This window comes from Streptomyces sp. NPDC001220 (genome assembly GCF_053597895.1).
Map to the genome: position 1 here is coordinate 326,772 of NZ_JBSFJE010000002.1, position 20,534 is coordinate 347,305.

At 73.2% G+C, this 20,534-nt stretch carries 18 protein-coding genes and 1 tRNA gene; 1 reads left to right on the forward strand and 18 read right to left on the reverse strand.

Going from position 1 to position 20,534, the window contains the following annotated elements:
• Nucleotides 1–214: 214 nt before the first annotated feature.
• The 3 genes from ACWDGI_RS06010 to ACWDGI_RS06020 all read right to left on the reverse strand — a co-directional run bounded on the left by ACWDGI_RS06010 (nucleotide 215) and on the right by ACWDGI_RS06020 (nucleotide 5,212).
• Complete coding sequence (locus ACWDGI_RS06010; RefSeq protein WP_450755787.1) at nucleotides 215–682, reverse strand: single-stranded DNA-binding protein; 468 nt, start codon at nucleotides 680–682, stop codon at nucleotides 215–217.
• A 297-nt stretch (nucleotides 683–979) separates the two neighbouring features.
• Nucleotides 980–3,169 (reverse strand): GTPase, encoded by a 2,190-nt coding sequence (locus tag ACWDGI_RS06015; protein WP_450756499.1) that lies wholly within the window; start codon nucleotides 3,167–3,169, stop codon nucleotides 980–982.
• A 435-nt stretch (nucleotides 3,170–3,604) separates the two neighbouring features.
• Entirely contained in the window at nucleotides 3,605–5,212 is a 1,608-nt protein-coding gene (locus tag ACWDGI_RS06020; RefSeq protein ID WP_450755789.1) for a dynamin family protein, read from the reverse strand.
• Nucleotides 5,213–5,532: 320 nt separating this feature from the next.
• Between ACWDGI_RS06020 and ACWDGI_RS06025 the strand changes: the two genes are divergently transcribed.
• Nucleotides 5,533–5,605, forward strand: a tRNA-Arg gene (locus ACWDGI_RS06025).
• Nucleotides 5,606–5,791: 186 nt separating this feature from the next.
• On the opposite strand, the gene ACWDGI_RS06030 is transcribed toward ACWDGI_RS06025, so the two are convergent.
• The 15 genes from ACWDGI_RS06030 to ACWDGI_RS06100 form a co-directional block, all read right to left on the reverse strand.
• Nucleotides 5,792–6,481 (reverse strand): GAF and ANTAR domain-containing protein, encoded by a 690-nt coding sequence (locus ACWDGI_RS06030; protein ID WP_450755791.1) that lies wholly within the window; start codon nucleotides 6,479–6,481, stop codon nucleotides 5,792–5,794.
• 357 nt (nucleotides 6,482–6,838) lie between these two features.
• Nucleotides 6,839–7,147: an acyl carrier protein gene (locus ACWDGI_RS06035; RefSeq protein ID WP_351329174.1), complete on the reverse strand. Its 309-nt coding sequence runs from the start codon at nucleotides 7,145–7,147 to the stop codon at nucleotides 6,839–6,841.
• Between the two features lie 4 nt (nucleotides 7,148–7,151).
• Entirely contained in the window at nucleotides 7,152–7,727 is a 576-nt protein-coding gene (locus tag ACWDGI_RS06040) for a nuclear transport factor 2 family protein (protein ID WP_450755793.1), read from the reverse strand.
• 121 nt (nucleotides 7,728–7,848) lie between these two features.
• On the reverse strand, nucleotides 7,849–8,499 hold the full coding sequence (locus ACWDGI_RS06045) for an acyl-CoA carboxylase epsilon subunit (RefSeq protein WP_450755795.1): 651 nt from the start codon (nucleotides 8,497–8,499) through the stop codon (nucleotides 7,849–7,851).
• A complete protein-coding gene (locus tag ACWDGI_RS06050) occupies nucleotides 8,496–10,007 on the reverse strand; it encodes an acyl-CoA carboxylase subunit beta (protein WP_450756501.1) in 1,512 nt (503 codons plus the stop codon). Before ACWDGI_RS06050 ends, ACWDGI_RS06045 begins: the two co-directional genes overlap by 4 nt.
• Nucleotides 10,008–10,110: 103 nt before the next feature.
• Entirely contained in the window at nucleotides 10,111–10,956 is an 846-nt protein-coding gene (locus tag ACWDGI_RS06055) for a 4'-phosphopantetheinyl transferase family protein (RefSeq protein WP_450755797.1), read from the reverse strand.
• A gap of 8 nt (nucleotides 10,957–10,964) precedes the next feature.
• Nucleotides 10,965–11,420: an acyl carrier protein gene (locus ACWDGI_RS06060; protein WP_450755799.1), complete on the reverse strand. Its 456-nt coding sequence runs from the start codon at nucleotides 11,418–11,420 to the stop codon at nucleotides 10,965–10,967.
• 2 nt (nucleotides 11,421–11,422) lie between these two features.
• On the reverse strand, nucleotides 11,423–13,015 hold the full coding sequence (locus tag ACWDGI_RS06065; protein ID WP_450755801.1) for an MFS transporter: 1,593 nt from the start codon (nucleotides 13,013–13,015) through the stop codon (nucleotides 11,423–11,425).
• Between the two features lie 4 nt (nucleotides 13,016–13,019).
• Nucleotides 13,020–15,308: an SDR family oxidoreductase gene (locus ACWDGI_RS06070; RefSeq protein ID WP_450755803.1), complete on the reverse strand. Its 2,289-nt coding sequence runs from the start codon at nucleotides 15,306–15,308 to the stop codon at nucleotides 13,020–13,022.
• 3 nt (nucleotides 15,309–15,311) lie between these two features.
• On the reverse strand, nucleotides 15,312–16,250 hold the full coding sequence (locus ACWDGI_RS06075) for an aromatase/cyclase (protein ID WP_450755805.1): 939 nt from the start codon (nucleotides 16,248–16,250) through the stop codon (nucleotides 15,312–15,314).
• Between the two features lie 29 nt (nucleotides 16,251–16,279).
• A complete protein-coding gene (fabG, locus tag ACWDGI_RS06080) occupies nucleotides 16,280–17,065 on the reverse strand; it encodes a 3-oxoacyl-ACP reductase FabG (protein WP_450755807.1) in 786 nt (261 codons plus the stop codon).
• Between the two features lie 107 nt (nucleotides 17,066–17,172).
• Nucleotides 17,173–17,448 (reverse strand): acyl carrier protein, encoded by a 276-nt coding sequence (locus ACWDGI_RS06085; protein WP_360483609.1) that lies wholly within the window; start codon nucleotides 17,446–17,448, stop codon nucleotides 17,173–17,175.
• A 199-nt stretch (nucleotides 17,449–17,647) separates the two neighbouring features.
• Complete coding sequence (locus tag ACWDGI_RS06090; protein WP_450755809.1) at nucleotides 17,648–18,856, reverse strand: ketosynthase chain-length factor; 1,209 nt, start codon at nucleotides 18,854–18,856, stop codon at nucleotides 17,648–17,650.
• Nucleotides 18,853–20,127 carry a beta-ketoacyl-[acyl-carrier-protein] synthase family protein gene (locus ACWDGI_RS06095; protein WP_450755811.1) on the reverse strand — a complete coding sequence of 425 codons (1,275 nt, stop codon included), beginning with the start codon at nucleotides 20,125–20,127 and terminating at the stop codon, nucleotides 18,853–18,855. The genes ACWDGI_RS06090 and ACWDGI_RS06095 overlap by 4 nt, the downstream gene beginning before the upstream one ends.
• A complete protein-coding gene (locus tag ACWDGI_RS06100; RefSeq protein ID WP_217549284.1) occupies nucleotides 20,124–20,453 on the reverse strand; it encodes a TcmI family type II polyketide cyclase in 330 nt (109 codons plus the stop codon). Before ACWDGI_RS06100 ends, ACWDGI_RS06095 begins: the two co-directional genes overlap by 4 nt.
• Between the last annotated feature and the right edge of the window lie 81 nt (nucleotides 20,454–20,534).

The following is a 20,534-nucleotide window of genomic DNA, read 5'->3' on the forward strand; positions in this document are numbered from 1 at the left end:
CGGAGCGCATTCGCCGATAAGCCGTCAAGGAGCGTTCAATGGGCCGCAGTTCGGGCAGTCCGTCGCGAACGACGCGGCACGCGGGGCGACTTCACGGCACCGCCAGCGGTTTCGGTTCGGGTCACGGCCATCGGTTCCGGTTCACGTCACCGCCACCGCCACCGCCGCCGGTCTGGTTCCGGTTCACATCAACGCCACCGCAGCCGGTTTCGGTTCAGGTCACCGCCATCGGTTCCGGTTGCTGCTGTGCGGGGATGTCGGGGGACTCCTCCGGTGTCTCCCAGTTCGGTTCCGGGCGAGGCGGTGCCGGTGCCGTCGTCTCCGGTTTCCCGGCCCGCCGGAAGGCCGCCGTACCGCGGGCGAGGTCGTGGCCGATCGCCACCGCGTCGATGTCGGCGGAGGTCCACTGCTGGCCCTCCCGGGTCTCGGTGCGCACCTTCAGCCGCCCCTGCACGACGACCGGGTCGCCGACGGACAGCGAGGCCGCCGCGTTGGTGGCGAGCTGCCGGTTGGCCCACACCGTGAAGAAGTTGGTGTGGCCGTCCGTCCAGGTGTTCTTCTCGCGGTCCCAGTAGCGCGAGGTCACCGCCAGCCGGAACCGCGCCGACGGTCCCGCCGCCAGCTCCCGGTAGACCGGCTGCGTCGCCACGTTGCCGACCGCGCAGACCAGCGTCTCGTTCATCACGAACCCCTCCCTCACCCGGCCGTCGGGGCCGGGGCGGATGCGCGTACGGGCCCGTCCCGTACGGCTGTGTCCCTCGCGGCGGCCGCCCTCGTGGCGATCGCCGCGGGACCAGACTGCCGCCGCCGGACCGGACCCGCCGAGCGCTGTGGACCACCGCCGGCCTGTGGAAAAACCCACCACCCGGACGAGTGACCCGAGTCCCCCCGACGGGCCTCACCCCGTCCCGGCGGCGGCACGTCGCCCCACCCCGCCGACGTCACCCCACGCCGCCGAAGTCACCCCACCCCGCCTACGTCACCCCACGCCGGCTCCCGTCCGCGTCACCCTGCCGTACTGCTCCCGTACCTCCCGGTAGCGCAGCAGTTCCGCTGCCACCGGATCCAGCACCCGGGCCCGGCCGCATCCGGCCGCCGCCTCCCGCAGTCGGCGTTCCGCCTCCAGGCCGTACCGCCGGGCCGGTCCCCGGGCCGCCATCCGGCAGCCCCATTCGACCAGCGGGCCGCCGACGATCCCGGCGACCATCAGGAGCACCGGCACGCCCAGGTTGGGCGCCACCACCCCGGCGATCTGCCCGACCAGCCACAGCCCGCCGACCACCTGGAGGAGCGTCATGGCGGCCTGGGCGAGCACCGCCACCGGCCACCAGCCCGGCCGGGGCGGCCGCCCCGGTGGCAGCCCGGCCTGTGCGGCCAGGTCGTCGAGAGCCTCCGACAGGCCCTGCGAGCCGCGTACGGCCGCCTCCCGCACCGCCTGCGCCCAGGGCGCGGGCAGTCCGGTCGAGGCCCGGTCGGAGACCGTGCGCACCGCCTGCTCGACGCGCTGCCGCGCGGTGGCCTCCTCCTCCGGCTGGGCCTGCTGCAGGCGCCCCGTGGGCGGCTCGCCGCGCCCCTGGTACCAGCGCCACAGCCGCAGCCAGGGGGTGCCGCAGGCCCGGTTGGCATTGCGCAGCCAGGCGCGTTCGGCGGCCTCGCCGGCGGCGGTGGCGCCCACCGCGTCGGCCAGCCGCGCGGCGAAGTCGTCGCGCGCCTCCTCGCTGAGCCCGGCGCGGTGCCCGGTGGCGTACACGGGCCGCAGCCGGGCCGCGGCGGCGTCCACGTCGGCGGCGACCCGGCGGGCCGCCGCGCCCCGCTCGGAGACGAACTGGCCGAGGCTCTCGCGCAGTTCGCCGATGCCGTCCCCGGTGAGCGCGGACAGCGCGAGCACCGTGGCGCCCGGTTCGCCGTACTCGCCGAGCGCGACGCCGTCCTCGTCGAGCACCCGGCGCAGATCGTCGAGGACCAGGTCGGCGGCCTCGCCGGGGAGCCGGTCGGTCTGGTTGAGGACGATGAACATGACCTCCGCGTGACCGGACAGGGGCCGCAGATAACGCTCGTGGAGCACCGCGTCGGCGTACTTCTCGGGGTCGACGACCCAGATCACCGCGTCCACCAGCTTCAGGATCCGGTCGACGTGTTCGCGGTGCTGGACCACGGCCGAGTCGTGGTCGGGCAGGTCGATCAGGACCAGCCCGCGCAGCTGCGCGTCCGCCTCCGGGTTGTGCACGGGGCGGCGGCGCAGCCGGCCCGGGATGCCGAGCCGGTCGATGAGGGCCGCGCTGCCGTCGCTCCAGCTGCACGCGATGGGCGCGGCGGTGGTGGGGCGCCGTACGCCGGTCTCCGAGATGGCGACTCCGGCGAGCGCGTTGAACAGCTGCGACTTGCCGCTTCCGGTGGCGCCGGCGATGGCGACGACGGTGTGCTGGCCGGAGAGCCGGCGCCGGGCGGCGGCCTCGTCCAGGACCCGGCCGGCCTCGGACAGGGTCTGGCTGTCGAGCCGGGTGCGGGACTGGCCGACGAGTTCGCGCAGCGCGTCGAGGCGGGAGCGCAGCTGGCCGTCGTAGGCCAGCGGGGCGGGGGGCGGGGCGCCCGGGCCCCGGGTCTCCAGGACGGGGGCGGCCGGTTTGGCGGACTCGGTGACCCGGCGGGCGATGAGGCCGTCGTCCCAGACGTCGTCTTCGTCGGCGGCTGCTGCTGCGGCGGAGGCGGCGGAGGCGGAGGCGGAGGCGGAGGCGGCCGGGGCGTCGTCGCCCGACTCACGCTTCTCACGCTTCTCACGCTCAGCGCCCGGCTCACGCTGCTCGCCCACCTCACGAGTCTCGCGCTGAGCGCCCACCTCACGCTTCTCACGCTGAGCGCCCGGCTCACGCTTCTCACGCTGCTCGCCTGGCTCACGCTTCTCGCGCTGCCCCCGTACGCGCGCGTGCGGCACGGTCTCGGTGTCGGCGGCGCCCTCCGCCGGGTGCGCGGGCTCCGCCCCGGTTCCGTCCCGCCGGTCCTCGGACCCGTCCGGTACGGAGTCCTTCGCGGTGGCGTCCTTCGGGGCCGGCCCGGGGTCCTTCCCCGAGCCCCCCGCCGAGTCCCTCCCCGGGCCCTTCCTCGAGCCCGTCTCCACGCCCGCCACCAGGCCCTTCCCCGGGTCCCTCCCCGAGTCCCCGACCGACTCCATCGCGGTGCCCTTCGCGGTGCCCTTCGCGGTGTCCTTCTCGGAGGCCTTACCCGAAGCCTTCACCGGGTCCGGCCCGGGGTCGCGGACCGGCTCCGGCCCGGACTCCCGTCCAGGGACCCGCCCGGACTCCCGCCCGAACTCCCGGCCGGACTCCCGGCCGGACTGCCGGCCGGACTCCCGACCCTCCTCTCGTCCCGGCTCCCGTCCCGGCTCCCGTCCCGCCTGCCGACCCGTCTCTCGTCCCGGCTGCCGTGCCGGCTCCCGACCCGCGTCCGGCGCGGGGTCCGTCGCGGTCAGGCCGCGCTCGAAGCCACCCGTGTACTCACCGATGGGGTCACCAATGGGCTCACTCGGGCGGTCACCTGTGTAGTCACCGGTGTGATCCATGCGTTCCATGCGATCCGTGTGGTCGTGGTCAGTGACGGCGGTCACCGGTCACCTCTCCTTCTGGAGGACGGACAGGGCGGCGATGAGTTCGGCCTGGGGTTCGGGGTGGACGTCCAGGGCGTCCAACGGGGCGAGCCGGCGTTCGCGTTCGACGTGCATGACGCGGTCCAGGTGCTCCCCGAGCAGCCGTCCCGCCCGGTCGCGCAGCCGCAGCGCGCCGTGGGCGCCGATGCGTTCGGCGAGCCGCTCCCCCGCCACCCGGGTGCGGCGCCCGCCGAGCAGCGCGGTGGCCACCAGGGCGGCTACCGCCTCGGAGTCCGGCGCGACGCTGCGGTCGAGCTCGCGCACCTCGTCGTCGGCGTACTCCTCCAGCTCGCGCCGCCAGCGCCGGACCGCGATGCCGATGCGGTGCTCGGCGCTCTCCAGGGAGGGGTCGCGGCCGGTGAGCCCGGAGGCGGCGGAGGCGGGTTCGCGGCGCCAGGAGTCGTCGACGCGTTCGTCGGCGGCGGTGACGGCGCACAGCAGCAGCGCGGCGAGGCTCTCCACCAGGGCGTCCAGGAGTTCACCGGGGGCGCAGTCGACGGGGAAGGCGCGCCAGCGCTTGAGGGCGTCGCCGGAGAGGACGGCGCCGTTCTGCAGCCGACCGCGCACGCGCGCGTGCTCGCTGTCGTAGGCCGTCTCGACGGCGGAGGTCAGCCGCAGGGCCGCGGCGTACTGGGCGGCGGCGGCGCCGGCCAGCTCGGGCAGCCGGGCCTTGAGGGAGTCGAGGACGCCGTGGGCGGTGCGGGCCAGGGTGTGCCGGCGGGCGCCGGGATCCTGGGCCTGCTGCAGGAGCCAGGCGCGCAGCGGGGCGACGGCGGTGGCCGGGAGCAGCCCGCCGCCCCAGGCGGACTCGGGCAGCTCGGGCACCGTGAACCGGGGCACCTCGCCGAGCCCGGCCTTCGTGAGGAGGGCGCCGTACTGCCGGGAGACCTCGGAGACGACCGTGTGCGGGACCCGGTCGAGGACGGTCACCAGGGTGGCGTCGTACTCCTTGGCGGTGCGCAGCAGATGCCAGGGGACGGCGTCGGCATAGCGCGCGGCCGTCGTGACCATCACCCAGATGTCGGCGGCGCAGATGAGTTCGGCGGCGAGGACACGGTTGTCGACGACGAGGGAGTCGATGTCGGGGGCGTCGAGGAGGGCGAGTCCGCGCGGGAGGCTGTCGACGGTCTCGACACGCAGCACGCGCCCGGGGTTCTCGCCGGGGAGGAGGGGGTCGTCGCCGGGATCCTGGTGCGGTACCCACACGCGTGTGAGGTCGGGCAGCACGCGCATGCCGCTGAACCAGTGATGGTCTTCCGGATGACAGACCAGGACCGGTGTGCGGGTGGTCGGCCGGAGCACACCCGCCTCACTGACCCGGCGGCCCACCAGAGAGTTGACGAGGGTCGACTTGCCGGCACCGGTCGATCCGCCCACGACGGCCAGAAGCGGCGCTTCGGGTTCTTTGAGCCGGGGCACCAGATAGTCGTCGAGCTGGGCGAGCAGTTCGTCGCGATTGGCACGCGCGCGTGCGGCCCCGGCCAGGGGCAACGGAAAGCGTGCGGCGGCGACACGGTCGCGCAGAGCGGAGAGTGTGTCGAGCAGCTGAGGCCGTACGTCCAAGGTCACCACATGCGAAGAATGCCCAATTTTAGGGGAATTCTGAAGCATATAGACATGTCTGCGCGCCGACAGAACACAACGGGCGGAAGGGACGACTGGGACGGAGGCACAGTCCAGGCATAACGAGTGCACAACACCCGGTGCGCCAGGCGCCAAAAGCGATGCACGATTCGTACCTGCCTGCGATTATCAGGACCGCTTCACCGAACCTCCACATTGAGCCACGGAGGCGAAGCAACCGGGACGAGGACCGGGGAGTTCTATCCTTGTCCCCGGCAACGTCACGGACCGGCCCGACCGGGGCAGTACGTACGAGGCCAGCACAGCCGGCCCCCGTAGCTCAGTGGATAGAGCAGGCGCCTTCTAAGCGCTTGGCCGCAGGTTCGAGTCCTGCCGGGGGCGCCCACTCCGCGGCCATCCGTTCTCACGGGAAACCGCAGGTCAGGCCCGATTCCGGGGCCGTATGGGCAGGATTTCGCCGAGCCCGGGCGCGGGCGTCACAGGCAGCCGAGAATGGGCTTGTTGTCGACGCCGCGGACAACAGCCCGCAGAAGACCACCCGCGGCCGACCGCGGCCGGCCGCCGCTTTCAGGACAGTGGGCCCTGTTCGCAGACCCGGCGGGCGACCTCGCGGAGCTTGATGTTGTTCTCCTGCGAGTAGCGGCGCAGCACGTCGAAGGCCTGTTCCTCGGTGAGGTGGTGGCAGCCCATCAGGATGCCCATGGCCTCGCCGATCACGTGACGGGTGGCGACGGCCTGTTCCAGCTGGGCCTGGGTGCGGGCGCTGGAGAAGGCGACCGCCGCGTGGGAGGCCAGCAGCCAGCCGGCCAGTTCACTGGCCTCGGTGAAGGCGCCGGGCCGGCGGGAGTAGATGTTCAGCGCGCCGAGTTCCTCGTCCTCGGTGTAGAGCAGGAAGCCCATCATGCTGCCGACGCCCAGCCGGTGGGCCCTGGGGGCGTATTCCGGCCACTTGGGCTGCTCCTGGGTGAAGTCCCGGATGCGGTACACCCGCTCCCCGTTCCCGGCGTGGGCGACGTCGAAGCACGGGCCCTCGCCGAGCCGCTCCTGGAGCCGGTCGCTGTCGACGACCAGCTGCTCCGTGGGGGCGAGCGTCCGCACCTCCTTGCCGTGCAGCACCAGGATGCCGGCCGCGTCGCAGCCCTCCACCAGCTCCGTGGCCGAATCGGTGATCCGGGCCAGGGTGGCGTCGACCGACTCCTGCGCCAGCAGGTCCCGCGCCAACGACGCCAGCCGCTGCGCGAACCGCGCCCAGTCCATCGCGTCCGCCGCCTCTCGCCGCCTCCCGGCCCGTCCCGCTCTCAGCATGTCACGCGGCGGACGCCGGGCTCGGAGGAACCGGCGGGCGGCGAAGGATGACATCGTTGTCAGAAGCCGGCGGAAGCCGGCGGAAGTCGCGGCCGGAGACGGCAGGAGTCGCGGCCGGAGACGGCAGGAGTCGCGGCCGGAGACGGCAGGGGTCGCGGCCGGAGACGGCAGGAGTCGCGGCCGGAGACGGCAGGAGTCGCGGCCGGAGATGGCAGAAGCCGGCGGAGGACGCTCCTGGGCCGATGGGCCGAGATGCCGGACATCTCGCGCTCAACGGCACAGGAGCCTGGTGGCGGCCACCGGGGAGGCTCAGGTCCGGTCGACCAAGTCGCTCAGTGTCGCGGCCAGTTCGCCCACCGACTGCTCGCGCAGCAGGTGGTGGGCGGGCACCGGGATGTTCAGGGCCGACTCCAGGGTGCGCTGGAGGGTCAGGGCCGTGAGGGAGTCGATGCCCTGGGTGTAGAGGGGGCGGTTGCGGGCGATGCGGTGGGCCGGGGGGATGTCCAGGTGCTGGGCCAGATTCCGGCAGAGAAAGGTCTCGAACGCGCGCCGGCGGTCGTCGCCGGGAGTCTCGCGCAGGGCGCCCAGGTCGAGCGCGGTGGTCGGTGTGCCTGACACGGTCTCATCGTCCTTTCGTCTGGCGTGGGCGTGGCTGGGAGGTGCGCAGTGCACGGGGGTCGGGACCGGGGCGCGGGCCGGCGCCGTCGGACCACATCAGGTGGAAGCGCCAGCGGCTGAGCCGCCAGCCGTCCGGGGTGCGGACCGCCTCGCCCTCGCTGTGGCCGCCGATGTCGAAGCGGCCGTCCGGGTCCGGACCGTCGTCGTGGTGCACATGGGACGCGATGAGGTGGATGCGGATCCGGGCGGTGTCCCCGTCGACCCGGATGCCGTAGTTGGCGGCCAGGTGGTGGGTGCGGGCGAAGCGGGACTTGCGGTCGTAGTGGAAGGCGGCGGCCTGGTCGCGGCCCTCGACCGTGCCGACCGGGAACTCCAGCCGGCAGTCCGGGGTGAAGACCTCGGCCGGCCAGGCGGGGTCGAAGCCGTGTTCGTCCTGGGTGTCGAGGAGGGTGATGTAGCGGTCGATCAGTTCGGCGACGGCCGCGCGGTCCGCGAGTACGGCGAACTCGGCGCGCAGGGCGTCGAGTTCGGCACGCAGTTCGAGGACCGTGCCGGCGCGGTCGAGGGACGGGGACGTCATGGGGTCCGTGGCTCCAATTCGGGTGAGGGGGCCGGTCAGGCCGCGGGGGGCGCGCGGTGGCCGGTCAGGCCGCGAGGGGCGCCCGGTGGCCGGTCAGGCGCAGGGGGCGCCGGGTGGCCGGTCAGGCCGCGGGACTGCCCGCGACACGCCAGCCGCGGGGGTCGCGGTGCGCCGCGAGGCGTTCCGGGCGGCGCCAGCCGGCCACCGGACGGGACTCCAGCGGGCGCGGGTCCGCCGCGGCCAGGGCGGCGGCGCGGGCCAGGAGGACGGTGGTCAGCGCGGCCAGCTCGGCGGGGCTCGCCGTGCCCTTCACGACCTTGATGACCAAGGCGCCGTCCCTGCCGCCGGCACCGTCCCTGCCGCCGGCACCGTCCGTGCCGCCGGTGGCATCCGTGCCGCCGGTGGCGTCCAGGCCGCGAGTGCCGCCCGGGCCGCCGGAACCACCCAGGCCACCGGAACCACCCGAGCCGCCAAAACCGCCCGAGCCACCGGAACCCTCCAGGCCACCGGAACCACCCGAGCCACCCGAACCCTCCAGGCCACCGGAACCGCCCGAGCCACCCGAACCCTCCAGGCCACCGGAACCGCCCGCACCGCCAATACGGCCCGCACCGCCAATACGGCCCGCACCGCCAATACGGCCCGCACCGCCAATACGGCCCGCACCGCCAATACGGCCCGCACCGCCAGTACGGCCCGCACCGCCAGTACGGCCCGCACCGCCAGTACGGCCCGTGCCGTCCAGGCCGGGCGCGGCCTCCGCCGCGGTCACTGCGGCGGGTTGCCGTGCTTGCGGCACGGCAGGTCGGCCTGCTTGCTGCGGAGCATCGCAAGGGCGCGGATCAGGGTGCTACGGGTCTGCCGCGGGTCGATGACGTCGTCGATCAGTCCGCGTTCGGCCGCGTAGTAGGGGTGCATCAGCTCCGCCTGGTACTCCTTGATCTTCTGCGCGCGGGTGGACTCGGGGTCGTCCGCGGCCGCGATCTCCCGGCGGAAGATGACGTTCGCCGCTCCCTCGGCGCCCATCACGGCGATCTCGTTGGACGGCCAGGCCAGCGCCAGGTCGGTGCCGATGGAGCGGGAGTCCATGACGATGTACGCGCCGCCGTACGCCTTGCGCAGCACCAGGGAGATCCGGGGCACGGTGGCGTTGCAGTAGGCGTAGAGCAGCTTCGCGCCGCGCCGGATGATGCCGTTGTGCTCCTGGTCCACGCCCGGCAGGAACCCCGGTACGTCGATCAGGGTGACCAGCGGGATGTTGAAGGCGTCGCAGAACTGCACGAACCGCGCCGCCTTCTCGCTGGCGTCGATGTCCAGGACGCCGGCGAAGGAGGCGGGCTGGCTGGCGACGATGCCGACGACCTCGCCGTCCAGCCGGGACAGCGCGCACACCACGTTGGTCGCGAAGCCGGGCTGGATCTCGAAGTAGTCGCCGTCGTCGACGATCTCCTCGACGACGGACCGGATGTCGTAGACCCGGCCCGGGTCCTCCGGGACCAGTTCCAGGAGGTGGTCGGTGCGCCGGTCGGCGGGGTCCTCGGTCGGCACCCGGGGCGGCAGGTCGCGGTTGTTGGACGGCAGCAGCGACAGCAGGTGCCGTACGTCCTCCATGCAGCTGCGTACGTCGTCGTAGGCGAAGTGGGCCACGCCGGAGGCGGTGGCGTGCACGTCGGCGCCGCCGAGGTCGTTCTGGGTGATCTCCTCGCCCGTCACCGCCTTGACCACGTCCGGTCCGGTGATGAACATCTGGGAGATGTCCCGGACCATGAAGACGAAGTCGGTCAGGGCCGGCGAGTAGGCGGCGCCGCCCGCGCACGGACCGAGCATCACGCTGATCTGCGGGATCACCCCGGAGGCGCGGGTGTTGCGCTGGAAGATGCCGCCGTAGCCGGCGAGGGCCGAGACGCCCTCCTGGATCCGGGCGCCGGCACCGTCGTTGAGGGACACCAGCGGGGCGCCCGCCGAGACGGCCATGTCCATGATCTTGTGGATCTTCTGGGCATGGGCCTCGCCGAGGGCGCCGCCGAAGATGCGGAAGTCGTGCGCGTAGACGAAGACGGTACGGCCGTGGACCGTGCCCCAGCCGGTGATCACACCGTCGGTGTACGGGCGCTTCTTCTCCAGGCCGAAGCCGGTGGCCCGGTGCCGGCGGAGCATCTCGACCTCGTTGAACGACCCCTCGTCGAGCAGGAGTTCGATACGTTCGTACGCGGTGAGCTTGCCCTTGGCGTGCTGGCGCTCGGTGGCCAGCGGGTCGCCGTGCCGGGCGGCCTCCTTCATGAGGCCGAGCTCCTCGATCCGCTCGGCGGCGCTCCACTGGCCGCGTTGTTCACGGTCGTGCAGGCTCGGGCGGCCGGATTTCTGTTCGAGTGACATTGGTGGGTCACGCTCCCCAGTCGGATACTCCGGTGGTCGTGCCTTCGGCGCCCCGGTGCACGGGCACGCCCACGGTGCCGTCGGCGTCCAGGTCGACCGTCTGTCCCGCGTACAGCGCGAGGGGCGGCACCCAGCGCACGGTGACCTGCTCCGGCGCCCCGCCGCGCACCGCGACGGCCGCGTTGTGCCGGGGCCCCGACGGCAGGTCGAGCAGCGTCCACCCGGCCGGCCTGCGGTACGGGTCGGCGCCCAGGTAGTCGTGGCCGGGGTCGCGGGACAGACCGGTGCCCAGCGCCTTGAGATAGGCCTCCTTGCGGGTCCACAGCCGCCCGAAGGCCGCGCGCCGCGCCCCGGCGTCGTCGAGCGCCGCCAGCTCCTTCTGCTCCCCCGGGTGCAGCGCCGGGGTGCACACCTCGACGGTCTCGGCCCGCGGCAGCCGCTCCACGTCGGCGCCCACGACCGTACGGGAGACGGCGACCACGGCCATGCCGTGGCTGTGCGCCAGCGAGAAGTGCAGCGGCGGGTCGGGGTGGGCGACGGCCGGGCGGCCGTGCGGCTCGGCGCAGCCCGGGCAGGGCTCCCGCACGAACGGCACGTCCTGCGGGGCCAGCCCCAGGTAGGCCCCGAGCAGCCGGCGCAGGGCGACATGCGCGGAGGCGTACGTCACCCCGTCCGTGGGCCGGACGAAGGACGCGGTCCGCCTGCGCTCCGCCTCGCTCAGCTCGGTCAGGTCGAGCAGCTCGGCCGCGGTCTCCAGCTGCGCCCGGCGGACCATCCAGACGTCCAGCTGCCCGGCCGCCGGCAGCCTGGGCGCGGCCGCGAGGGTGGCCGCGCCGAACTCCAGGACCGGCATCTGCCCGATCACCTCGGGCTCGGCACGTCGTGCGCGACCAGGTGGTACTCGTCCTTCCCGGCGTGCTTGTGCGGGCTGTCGTCCGGGCCGAGCTGTCCGGCCAGGCACTCGACCAGCTCGGCGGCGCTGTTGGCGCGCAGCAGCCGGTTGAGGTTGACGTCGACGCGCAGCGCGGCCTCCATGCGGCGCTGCAGCTCCAGGCCGTTGATGGACCCGATGCCCAGGCTGTTCATCGGGCGGCCCGCGGTGTCGATGCTCTCGGGTGACACCCGCAGCACCCGGGCGAGTTCGCCGCGCACGTACGCGTCGATGATCCGGGTGCGCTCGGCGAGGCCGACGGAGGCGAGGTGCGGAAGGCTGGGCGGGATCACCTCGACGATCTGGTCGCGCTCGAACTCGTAGTCCAGATCGTCTAATTCGTCCTCCAGGTCGTCGAAGACCCAGGTCTGCGTTGTCTGGTCCATGGTCATTCCCCGTCGTGGAGTGAGGAGGGTGGGGTTCGGATCAGGCCGGTGAGGCCGACGAGCAGGCCCAGGAAACCGAGGACGGCGACCAGGGTCAGCGCGGGCCGGCAGGCGGCGGCCGCGGCGGCCGCGGCGGCCGGGCCCGCGGCGGGTGCGTGTGCGGCGAGCAGGGCGGCGACGAGCGCGACCGTGACGACCGCGGCGAGCTGTACGGCCGTCTGGTACAGGCCACTGCCGGTGAGCCTGTCGGCGGGGGCCAGGCGGGACATCGCCTGCATGTTGAGCGCCGCGAAGGACAGCACGAAGCCGGCGCCGACCAGCAGGAGCGTGGGCAGCATCCGGCCCGGGTAGTCCAACGGCCACGGATCCGGCCGAAGTTGGAGCAGGTAGCCCGCGAAGGCGCAGGCGGCGCCGGCCACGATGAGACGGGGGGCGCCGAACCTGGCGACCAGGCGGCCGGAGGCCAGGGCGGTGAGCGCCGGGGGTGCGGCGGCCGGGGTGAGGGCGACGGCGGCGCGGAGGGGGGACCAGCCGGCCAGGGTCTGGGTCTGGTACGTCAGGACGAACAGCAGGCCCAGGTAGGAGCCGTTGAGACAGGCGGCGCCGGCCGCGGAGCGGAGCAGGGCCGGGTTGCCGCGCAGCGAGGGGCCGACGTTGAGCAGGGGGTCGGCCGATCTGCCCTCGATCCACCAGAACACCGCCAGCAGCACCACGGCCGCGCAGAGCGGCCCGACGGCTCTCGGGTCGCTCCAGCGGTGGCCGGGGAGTTGGGTAATGCCTTGGACCAGGGCCAGCAGGGCTACCAAGAAAGTGAGGGCGCCGGGGATGTCGTATCGCTGCGCCGTCGTGGTCATGGTGCGGCGCCGTGGGGGCTGGTCGCGCCCACGCGGCGGTAGCCGCATATCCAATACAGCCCCGCGCCCCTGTGGGGCGCTCTCGGCGCCCCTCCTCGGAACGCTCAGGTCAGCTGCCTTCAGGGCACCCCCCTCGCCCCCCTTCGGAATCAGCCTCAGCCCGGACACGAAAAGCACCAGCACCACCGGCGCCGGAAAAGCGAACGCCCAGCGCCAGGACGTCTCCGTCAGCCAGCCGGAGAGGAGCAGCCCGGCCGTGAAGCCGCCCGCGCCGAAGAGGGTGTAGACGGAGACGGCCCGGGCCCGCGGGCGGCCCTCGGGGAACGTGCTGGTGATGATCGCGAGGCCGGTGGGGGCTGTGAGGGCTGCGCAGAAGCCCTTGACCAGGCGGGTGGCGAGGAGCAGCCACGGGTCCTGGGCGAGGGCGCTGAGCGCGGAGGCGGCGGCGAAGGCGAGGAGGGCGGCGAGGTAGACGCGGCGGCGGCCGAGAAGGGTCACCACGCGGGCGCCGAACAGGAGGAGGCCGCCGAAGCCGGCGGCGAAGCCGGTCATCGCCCACTGGGTGACGGTCGGCGCCGCTCCCAGGTCCGTGCCGATGGCGGGCAGCGCCACCACCGCCACGGACACCTCCAGCGCGTCGATGAGCATGTTGCCCGCGAGGACGAGCAGCAGGCCCCACAGCCGGGGGCCGAACCGCTCGTCCGGGCCGGCGGCGACCGGTGACGGAAGGGTCCTGGTCACCGCGTCACCCGAGGAGCGTGCCGCCGCTCGCGTCGACGAAGGAGCCGGTGACCCAGCGGGCGTCGTCGGAGACGAGGAAGGCGATGACGTCGGCGACGTCCTGCGGTTCGCCGACCCGGTTGAAGGTGGACAGCGCCGACATGGCCTCGACGGCCTCGGGGATGCCGAACACCGGGTTGCCGTTGCGGGTGATGCCGGGGGCGACACTGTTCACGGTGATGCCGCGCGGGCCGAGCAGCTTGGCGTAGTGCAGGGCGAGTTGCTCCACCGCGCCCTTGCTCATGGCGTACGCGATCTCGTCCGGGTTGGCGAACCGGGTCAGCCCCGAGGAGATGTTCACGATCCGGCCGCCGTCGGGCATGTTGACCAGGGCCCGCTGGACGACGAAGAACGGCGCCCGGGCGTTGACCGCGAAGATCCGGTCGAACTGCTCCGGGGTGGTGTCCTCGGCCTTCACCCCGCCCATCACACCGGCGTTGTTGACCAGGATGTTCAGCTCGGTCTCGCCGGTGCGCTCCTTCAGCCCCGCCTCCAGGGCGAGGAACAGCTCGTGAACGTCGCCGGGGGCGCCGAGTTCGGCGCGTACCGCGAAGGCCCGGCCGCCGTCCCGCTCGATCCCGGCGACCACCTCGGCGGCGGCCTCCTCGCTGGTGCCGTAGTGCACGGCGACCAGTGCGCCGTCGGCGGCGAGCCGCTCGGCGGTGGCCCGGCCCATGCCCCGGCTGGCGCCGGTGACAAGGGCGGTCTTTCCGGTCAGGTTGCCCATCTTCCTTCTCCTGCCAGTCAGTTGTGATGATCGGGCGGCGGCACGCGTGGTGGGCGCGGTGGGCGCGAACCAGCGGCCCAGGGCCTCACGCAGGCCGTCCGCCGAGCCGCCGGCCCAGGCGACGTAACCGTCGGGTCGTACGAGCACGGCCCCGAAGGAGAGCGGGCCGGTGTCCAGGGGCCGTGCGGTGACCGTGTCGACGGAGGCCGACCAGTCGCCGGCCGCCCCGGCCAGCGACTCGTCCGTCACGAGCAGCAACCCGCGTGCCGAGTGCAGCAGTTCGGCGGTGGTCGCCCCCGAGTCGAGCCGCAGCTCGGGCAGCCGCGCTCCGACGGGCCCGGGCTGCTCGTCGCCGTACGGGGCGTCGCCGTACCGCACGTCGAGACCGCTGATCATCCCGGCGAGGTGCGCCCGGACCCGCTCGTACGAGGTGAGTTCGCCGACGACCGAGCGCACCGGGTCCACCTCGGGCCCGCCGAGCAGCAGCCGGGCCTGGGCGCGGATGTTGGACAGGACGCGGCGCCCGACCGCGTGCCGTTCGTCGTGATAGGTGTCCAGCAGCCCCGCCGGGGCCCGGCCGAGGACGGTGGCCGCGAGCTTCCAGCCCAGGTTGACGGCGTCCTGGAGGCCGAGGTTGAGGGCCTGGCCGCCGATCGGCATCTGCTGGTGGGCCGCGTCGCCGGCGAGCAGCACCCGGCCCGCGCGGTAGCGCTCGGCCTGCCGGGAGGCGTCGCCGAACGAGTTGACCCACAGCGAGGTGCCGTGCGCGATGTCCTCGCCGGTGACGTCCCGCCAGGCGGTCACGATGTCGGCGAACTCCGCCTCGCCCGAGCCGCGGGGCGGGGTGCCGAACCGGTGGACCATCACCCGGGTGACGCCGTCGCCGCGCCGGGCGGCGATGGCGAGCCCGTTCGGCAGCCGCTGGAACCGCCGGTTCGGGATGTCGATGCCGTCGACGTCGGCGCGGATCAGCTCCCGTCCGGCGTCGTCGCCGGGGAAGGGGATGCCGGCGAGCCGTCGTACGACGGAGTGCTCGCCGTCGCAGCCGACGACGTACCCCGCCGTGAACTCGCGCCTCTGGGCGTCGTGTTCGGCGACGACGACCACCCGGTCCCGGTCCTCCCGCAGGGCGACGACCCGGTGGCCGCGCAGCACCCGCGCCCCGAGCCGCTCCGCCCAGGCGCCGAGGAGTTCCTCGGTGCGGGTCTGCGGGACCTTCCACTGCCCGGGGTGGCTGCTGGGCAGGGTGAGGTCGAGCGGGAGGCCGCCGAAGTGGCCGCGGGGTTCGTGGGGCGGCGGCTCGGGGTCGCCGAAGCCGCCGGGCCCGTCGAGCAGACCGCGCTGCCGCAGCAGTTCCATGGTGCGGGCGTGCAGGGTGGACGCCCGCGACTCGGTCGTCGGGGCGTCCAGCCGTTCCAGTACGGTCACTTCGGCGCCGCCGAGGCGCAGTTCCCCGGCGAGCATCAGCCCGACGGGTCCGGCGCCGACCACCACGACGTGCGTCTCGACAGCGTCGGCACCGGCCATGGGTCAGCGCCTCGCTTCGGCGTACGCCTTGGCGTGGTTCAGGGTGGCGCGGCTGTTGGTGCTGAGCGCGCCCTGGACGTACGCGCGGGCCTCGGCGACCCCCGCGTCCGGTCCGAGGATCTTCTCGATGTTCTCGGGGCGCAGCACGACGGTGTGCTGCGAGGAGGCGAAGGTGCCCGCGTCGGTCTCGCGGAACGTCCAGTGGCCGGTGTGCAGGTTCATCAGGGCCGGCAGGGTGGTCTGCTTGTAGGCGATCTTCCGGCCGTCCAGGCAGACCCGGTACGACTTGGTGGTGTGCGTCGAGCCGTCCTTGGCGCGGGTGTCCATCTCCAGGGTCTGCAGACCCGGGGTGTCCTCGGTGAGGCGGACGGTCGCCACGTGCGGCAGCCGCTCGGACCAGCGGTCGGCCTCGTTGACGAAGTCGTAGAGGTCCTTGGCGGAGCCGTCGACCTCGACGGTGTCCTCGAAGGAGAAGGTCAGCTCCTCGGAGGCGGTGGCGAGTTCGACGTTGGTCTTCAGCGCCGCCAGCTCGGAACGGGAGTTGCGGTCGACCGCCTCGTCGATCCAGGCGAGCCCGGCCGGGTCGTCGTCGACGGCGGTGTAGTCGTGCAGCAGCCGGATCCGGGCGGTGCCGTCGTCGAGCGGCTCGATGATCCAGGTGCCGCCCATGCTCGCGACGGGCGGGGTGGAGACGGTCTGCCGGAAGGTGATCCGCAGACCGTCGGGGTCCAGCACCCGGCGCGAAGTCCAGTTCTTGGCCTCGCCGTTGGCGGTGGCCCAGATCCCGATGAGCTCCTCGCGGCCGGAGCGCTCCAGGTGGTCGACGTAGATGGTCGGCGGGAAGATCCGCGGCCAGTTGGCCACGTCGGCGATCAGCCGGTAGACCTCGGCGGCCGGCGCCGAGACGGTGATCTCGTGCTCGACTTCCTTGGACTCGGACATGGGTGAACTCCTAGAGGGTGCCGGGGTTTTCAGAAGTTGCCGAGTCCGCCGCAGACGTTGAGGGCCTGGGCGGTGATCGAGGCGGCGGTGTCGGAGGCGAGGTAGCCGACGAGTCCGGCGACCTCCTCGGGCGTGGAGTAGCGGCCGAGCGGGATCTTCGCCTGGAACTTGTCGAGGATGGCGTCCTCGGAGGTGGCGTAGGCGGCCGCGTAGCCGGCCCGGACGCGCTGGGCCATGGGCGTCTCGACGTATCCCGGGCAGACCGCGTTGACGGTGATGCCGGTGGGGGCCAGCTCGTTGCCGAGGGCCTTGGTGAAGCCGACCACGCCGTGCTTGGAGGCGGAGTACGGCGCACCCAGGACCACGCCTTGCTTGCCGGCCGTCGAGGCGATGTTGATGATCCGGCCGCGGCTCTTGTCCCGCATGCCACCGGTGGTGAGGGCGGCGCGGGTGAGGCGGAAGACGCTGTTGAGGTTGGTCTCGACGACGTCGTACCAGAGCTCGTCGTCGATGTCGGCGGTCACCCCGCCGCCGGACCGGCCGGCGTTGTTGACCAGGACGTCGACGGTGCCGTACCGGTCGACGGCCGCCTGGACGAAGTTCGCGATGGACAGCGCGGACCGGACGTCGAGGGTGGTCCCGTCGACCTCCAGTCCCTCCGCGCGCAGTTCCTTGACGGTCCGCTCCACGTTCGCGGCGTCGCGGGAGCCGATGAAGACGCGGTGGCCCTGCTGGGCCAGCAGCCGCGCCGAGGCGAGGCCGATTCCGCTGGTGGCCCCGGAGACCAGGGCGACCTTCTGCTGCTGTTCGGACATGTCTGCCGCTCCCTTTCAGGGCGTTCGGGTGCTTCAGGGCATGGGGATGCCGCCGGCGCCCGGAACGAAGGGGGGCGGGCGCCGGCGGCCGGGGGGATGGAAGGAGGTCAGGCCGCGGAGGCGGCGACGTCGCCGAGCTGCGTGTTGACGAGGGCGAGCAGCTCGCGGGGGGTCTTCGCCTCGGTCACGACGGTGTCGTCGAGCGTGATGTCGTACTCCCGCTCGATGCGTCCGCAGGTCTCCAGGATGGCGAGCGACTCGTAGCTGAGCTCCTCGAAGTCGGTGTCGAGGATGTCCCCGTCGAGGTCGACGCTCTCGTCGGCGCCGGCGGCCTCCAGCAGGATCCGCTTGAGGTCGTCGAGGGTGAAGGACTGGGTGGCCACGGTGATCTTCCTTTCGGTTGTGCGAATCGGTTCCACGAACGGGAACACCCGCCCTTCCGGCCCGGCGTGGGAGAGAGTGGTGGACCGGAAGGGCGGGTGTGTCTTGGGGGGGGGCGGCGCCCCGTCAGGGGCGTGGGGAACTGCGCGAGCGACCACGACGGGCCCGCAGGCGCCCCCGGCGCGCGGCCTCGTGGGCGGCCTACGCCCGCACGACCATCGCCGAGTTGAACCCGGCGTAGCCCCGCGCCAGCACCAGCGCCGTCCGTACCTCGGTCAGCCGCGGCTCCCCCACCACCAGGTCGAGGTCATAGCTCGCCTCCGGCGAGACATGCACCGTCGCCGGCACGATCCCGTCCCTGATGGCGAGCAGCGCCGTCGCCACGTCCAGCGGCGCCGCCCCCGAGTACAGCCGCCCGGTCATCGTCTTCGGCGCCGTCACCGGCACCCCGTGCGGCCCGAACACGGCGCTCAACGCGTCGGCCTCCACCCGGTCCAGCTCCGGCACGGCCGCCGCGTCGGCGAACACGACGTCCACGTCGGCCGCGTCCACGCCCGCGTCCGCGAGGGCCAGTTCGATGGCCTTGCGCAGCCCCGGCGGCCGCTCGCTGCCCGGCGCCGGATCGAACGTCGCGCCGTATCCCGCGATCTCCCCGTACACCCGGGCGTCCCGCCGTACGGCCGTCTCCTCGGCCTCCAGGATCAGGATCGCCCCGCCCTCGCCGGCCACGTGCCCGGCCGCGGCCGGGTCGAACGGCAGGTAGGACCGCTCGGGCTCCTCCGAGGTGGACAGCCGGGCGCTGGCCAGCTGCGCCACCCACCCCCACGGGCAGATGGACGCGTCGATCGCCCCGGAGACGATGAGCCGCGTTCCCTTCCGGATCTGCCGGCGTGCGTGGGCCAGCGCCTCGAGGCCGCCCGCCTGGTCCGACACGACGACCCCGCTCGGCCCCTTCATCCCGTTGCGGATGGAGATCTGGCCGCTGTTGACGGCGTAGAACCAGGCGAACGACTGGTATGCCGAGACGAACTGACTGCCCTGGCTCCACAGCTTCTGCAGCTCGCCCTGGCCGAACTCGAAACCGCCGGACGAGCTGGCGGTGACCACGCCCATGTCGTAGGCGGGCAGGTCGGCCGGGCTGACGTCCGCGTCGGCCAGCGCCCAGTCCGTCGCGACGAGCGCGAGCCGGGTCATGTGGTCGGTCTGGGCGAGCAGCCGGCTCGGCAGATGCTCCCCGGCGCTGAACCCGGGGACCTCCCCGGCCAGTTTCGCCGGGTATCCGGACGGGTCGAACCGGGTGACCCGGGCGATCCCGCTCTTGCCGGCGCGGGCCGCAGCCCAGTAGTCGGCGGTACCGAGGCCGTTGGGCGCGGCGATGCCGAGCCCGGTCACAACCGTGCGCGTGCTCATGCTGCCGCGCTCCTCTCCGGTCGGGCGAGCACCATCGCGCTCTGGAAGCCGCCGAACCCGCTGCCCACGGTGAGCACCGCGTCGGTGCGGTGCTCACGGGCGGTGAGCGGCACGTAGTCCAGGTCGCACTCGGGGTCGGGGGTGTGCAGGTTCGCCGTCGGGGGCACGACGTGGTGCTCCATGGCGAGGACGGACGCGGCGATCTCGATGGAGCCGATCGCGCCGAGCGAGTGCCCGACCATCGACTTGATGGAGGACACCGGGGTCCGGTACGCGTGGTCGCCGAGGCTCTTCTTGAACGCGGCGGTCTCGTGCCGGTCGTTCTGCTTGGTGCCGGAGCCGTGCGCGTTGATGTAGTCGACGGCCTCGGGGTTGAGGCGTGCCTCGCCCAGCGCGACCGTGATCGCCTCGGCCATCTCGGCGCCGTCCGGGCGCAGTCCGGTCATGTGGAAGGCGTTGCAGCGGGAGGCGTATCCGGCGATCTCGGCGTAGATGTGCGCCCCCCGGCTGCGCGCCGCCTCCAGCTCCTCGAGGACGAAGACGGCCGAACCCTCACCCAGCACGAACCCGTTGCGGGTGCCGTCGAAGGGACGGGAGGCGTGCTCGGGGTCGTCGTTGCGCGGGGTGGTGGCCTTGATGGCGTCGAAGCAGGCGAGGGTGATCGGGGAGATCGGCGCGTCGGTGGCGCCGGCGATCATCGCGCAGGCGGAGCCCTCCCGGATCAGCTCGACGGCGTGCCCGACGGAGTCGAGACCCGAGGTGCAGCCGGTGGACACGACGGTGGCCGCGCCCTCGGCACCCACCGACCAGGCCACCTCGGCGGCGAAGGAGCTGGGCACCAGGTAGTTGTAGAGGTGCGGGACGGCGTAGGTGTGGTCGACCAGGTCGAGCCGGCCGCCGTCGCTGACCACCCGGTACTCCTGGTCGAGGCCCATGGTCGCGCCGACCGCGCTGCCGATGGTGACCCCGATCCGGTGCGGGTCGGCGCCGGACAGGTCGAGTCCGCTGTCGGCGAGCGCCTCGCGGGCGCTGACGACGGCCAGCTGGGCCGCGCGGTCCATCCGGCGTATCTCCTGCGGGCTGAGCCCGTGGTCCTCCGGGTCGAAGTCGACCTCGGCGGCGACCCGGGACCGGAAGGAGGAGGGGTCGAAGAAGGTGATGCCGCGGGTCGCGGTACGGCCCTCGCTGAGCAGGTTCCAGAAGTTCTTCGTGCCGACACCGCCGGGGGCGATGACCCCGACCCCGGTGATGACCACTCGCCTGGCGTTCACGCCCGGCCCTCCCAGTCGTAGAAGCGCGTGGCGACCGCGTCGGCGGGAGACCGCCAGGTGGCGGGGTCGTACGCCTGGATGAACGGCTTGAGGTCCTCGCTGATCCGCACGAACCGCGGGTCGGTCTTGGCCGACTCGATCAGCTCACCGCCGTTGTCGGTGTCGAAGTGCTGGAGGTGGAAGTACAGCCCGCGGTAGGCGAACAGCTCACGCCGCCGGGTGCCCATGAGATGCGGCATCTCGGTCTCGTCGAACTCCTTGAACAACCGGGCCACTTCCTGGCTGTGCGCCGGCTCCATACGGGCGACGATCAGGGTGCTGTGCATGAGAACTCCTCAAGGGAAAGCGCCCGATAGGGGCGCGGGGAACTGCGCGACCAGCCACGACGGCGGGGCAGCCGCACGACG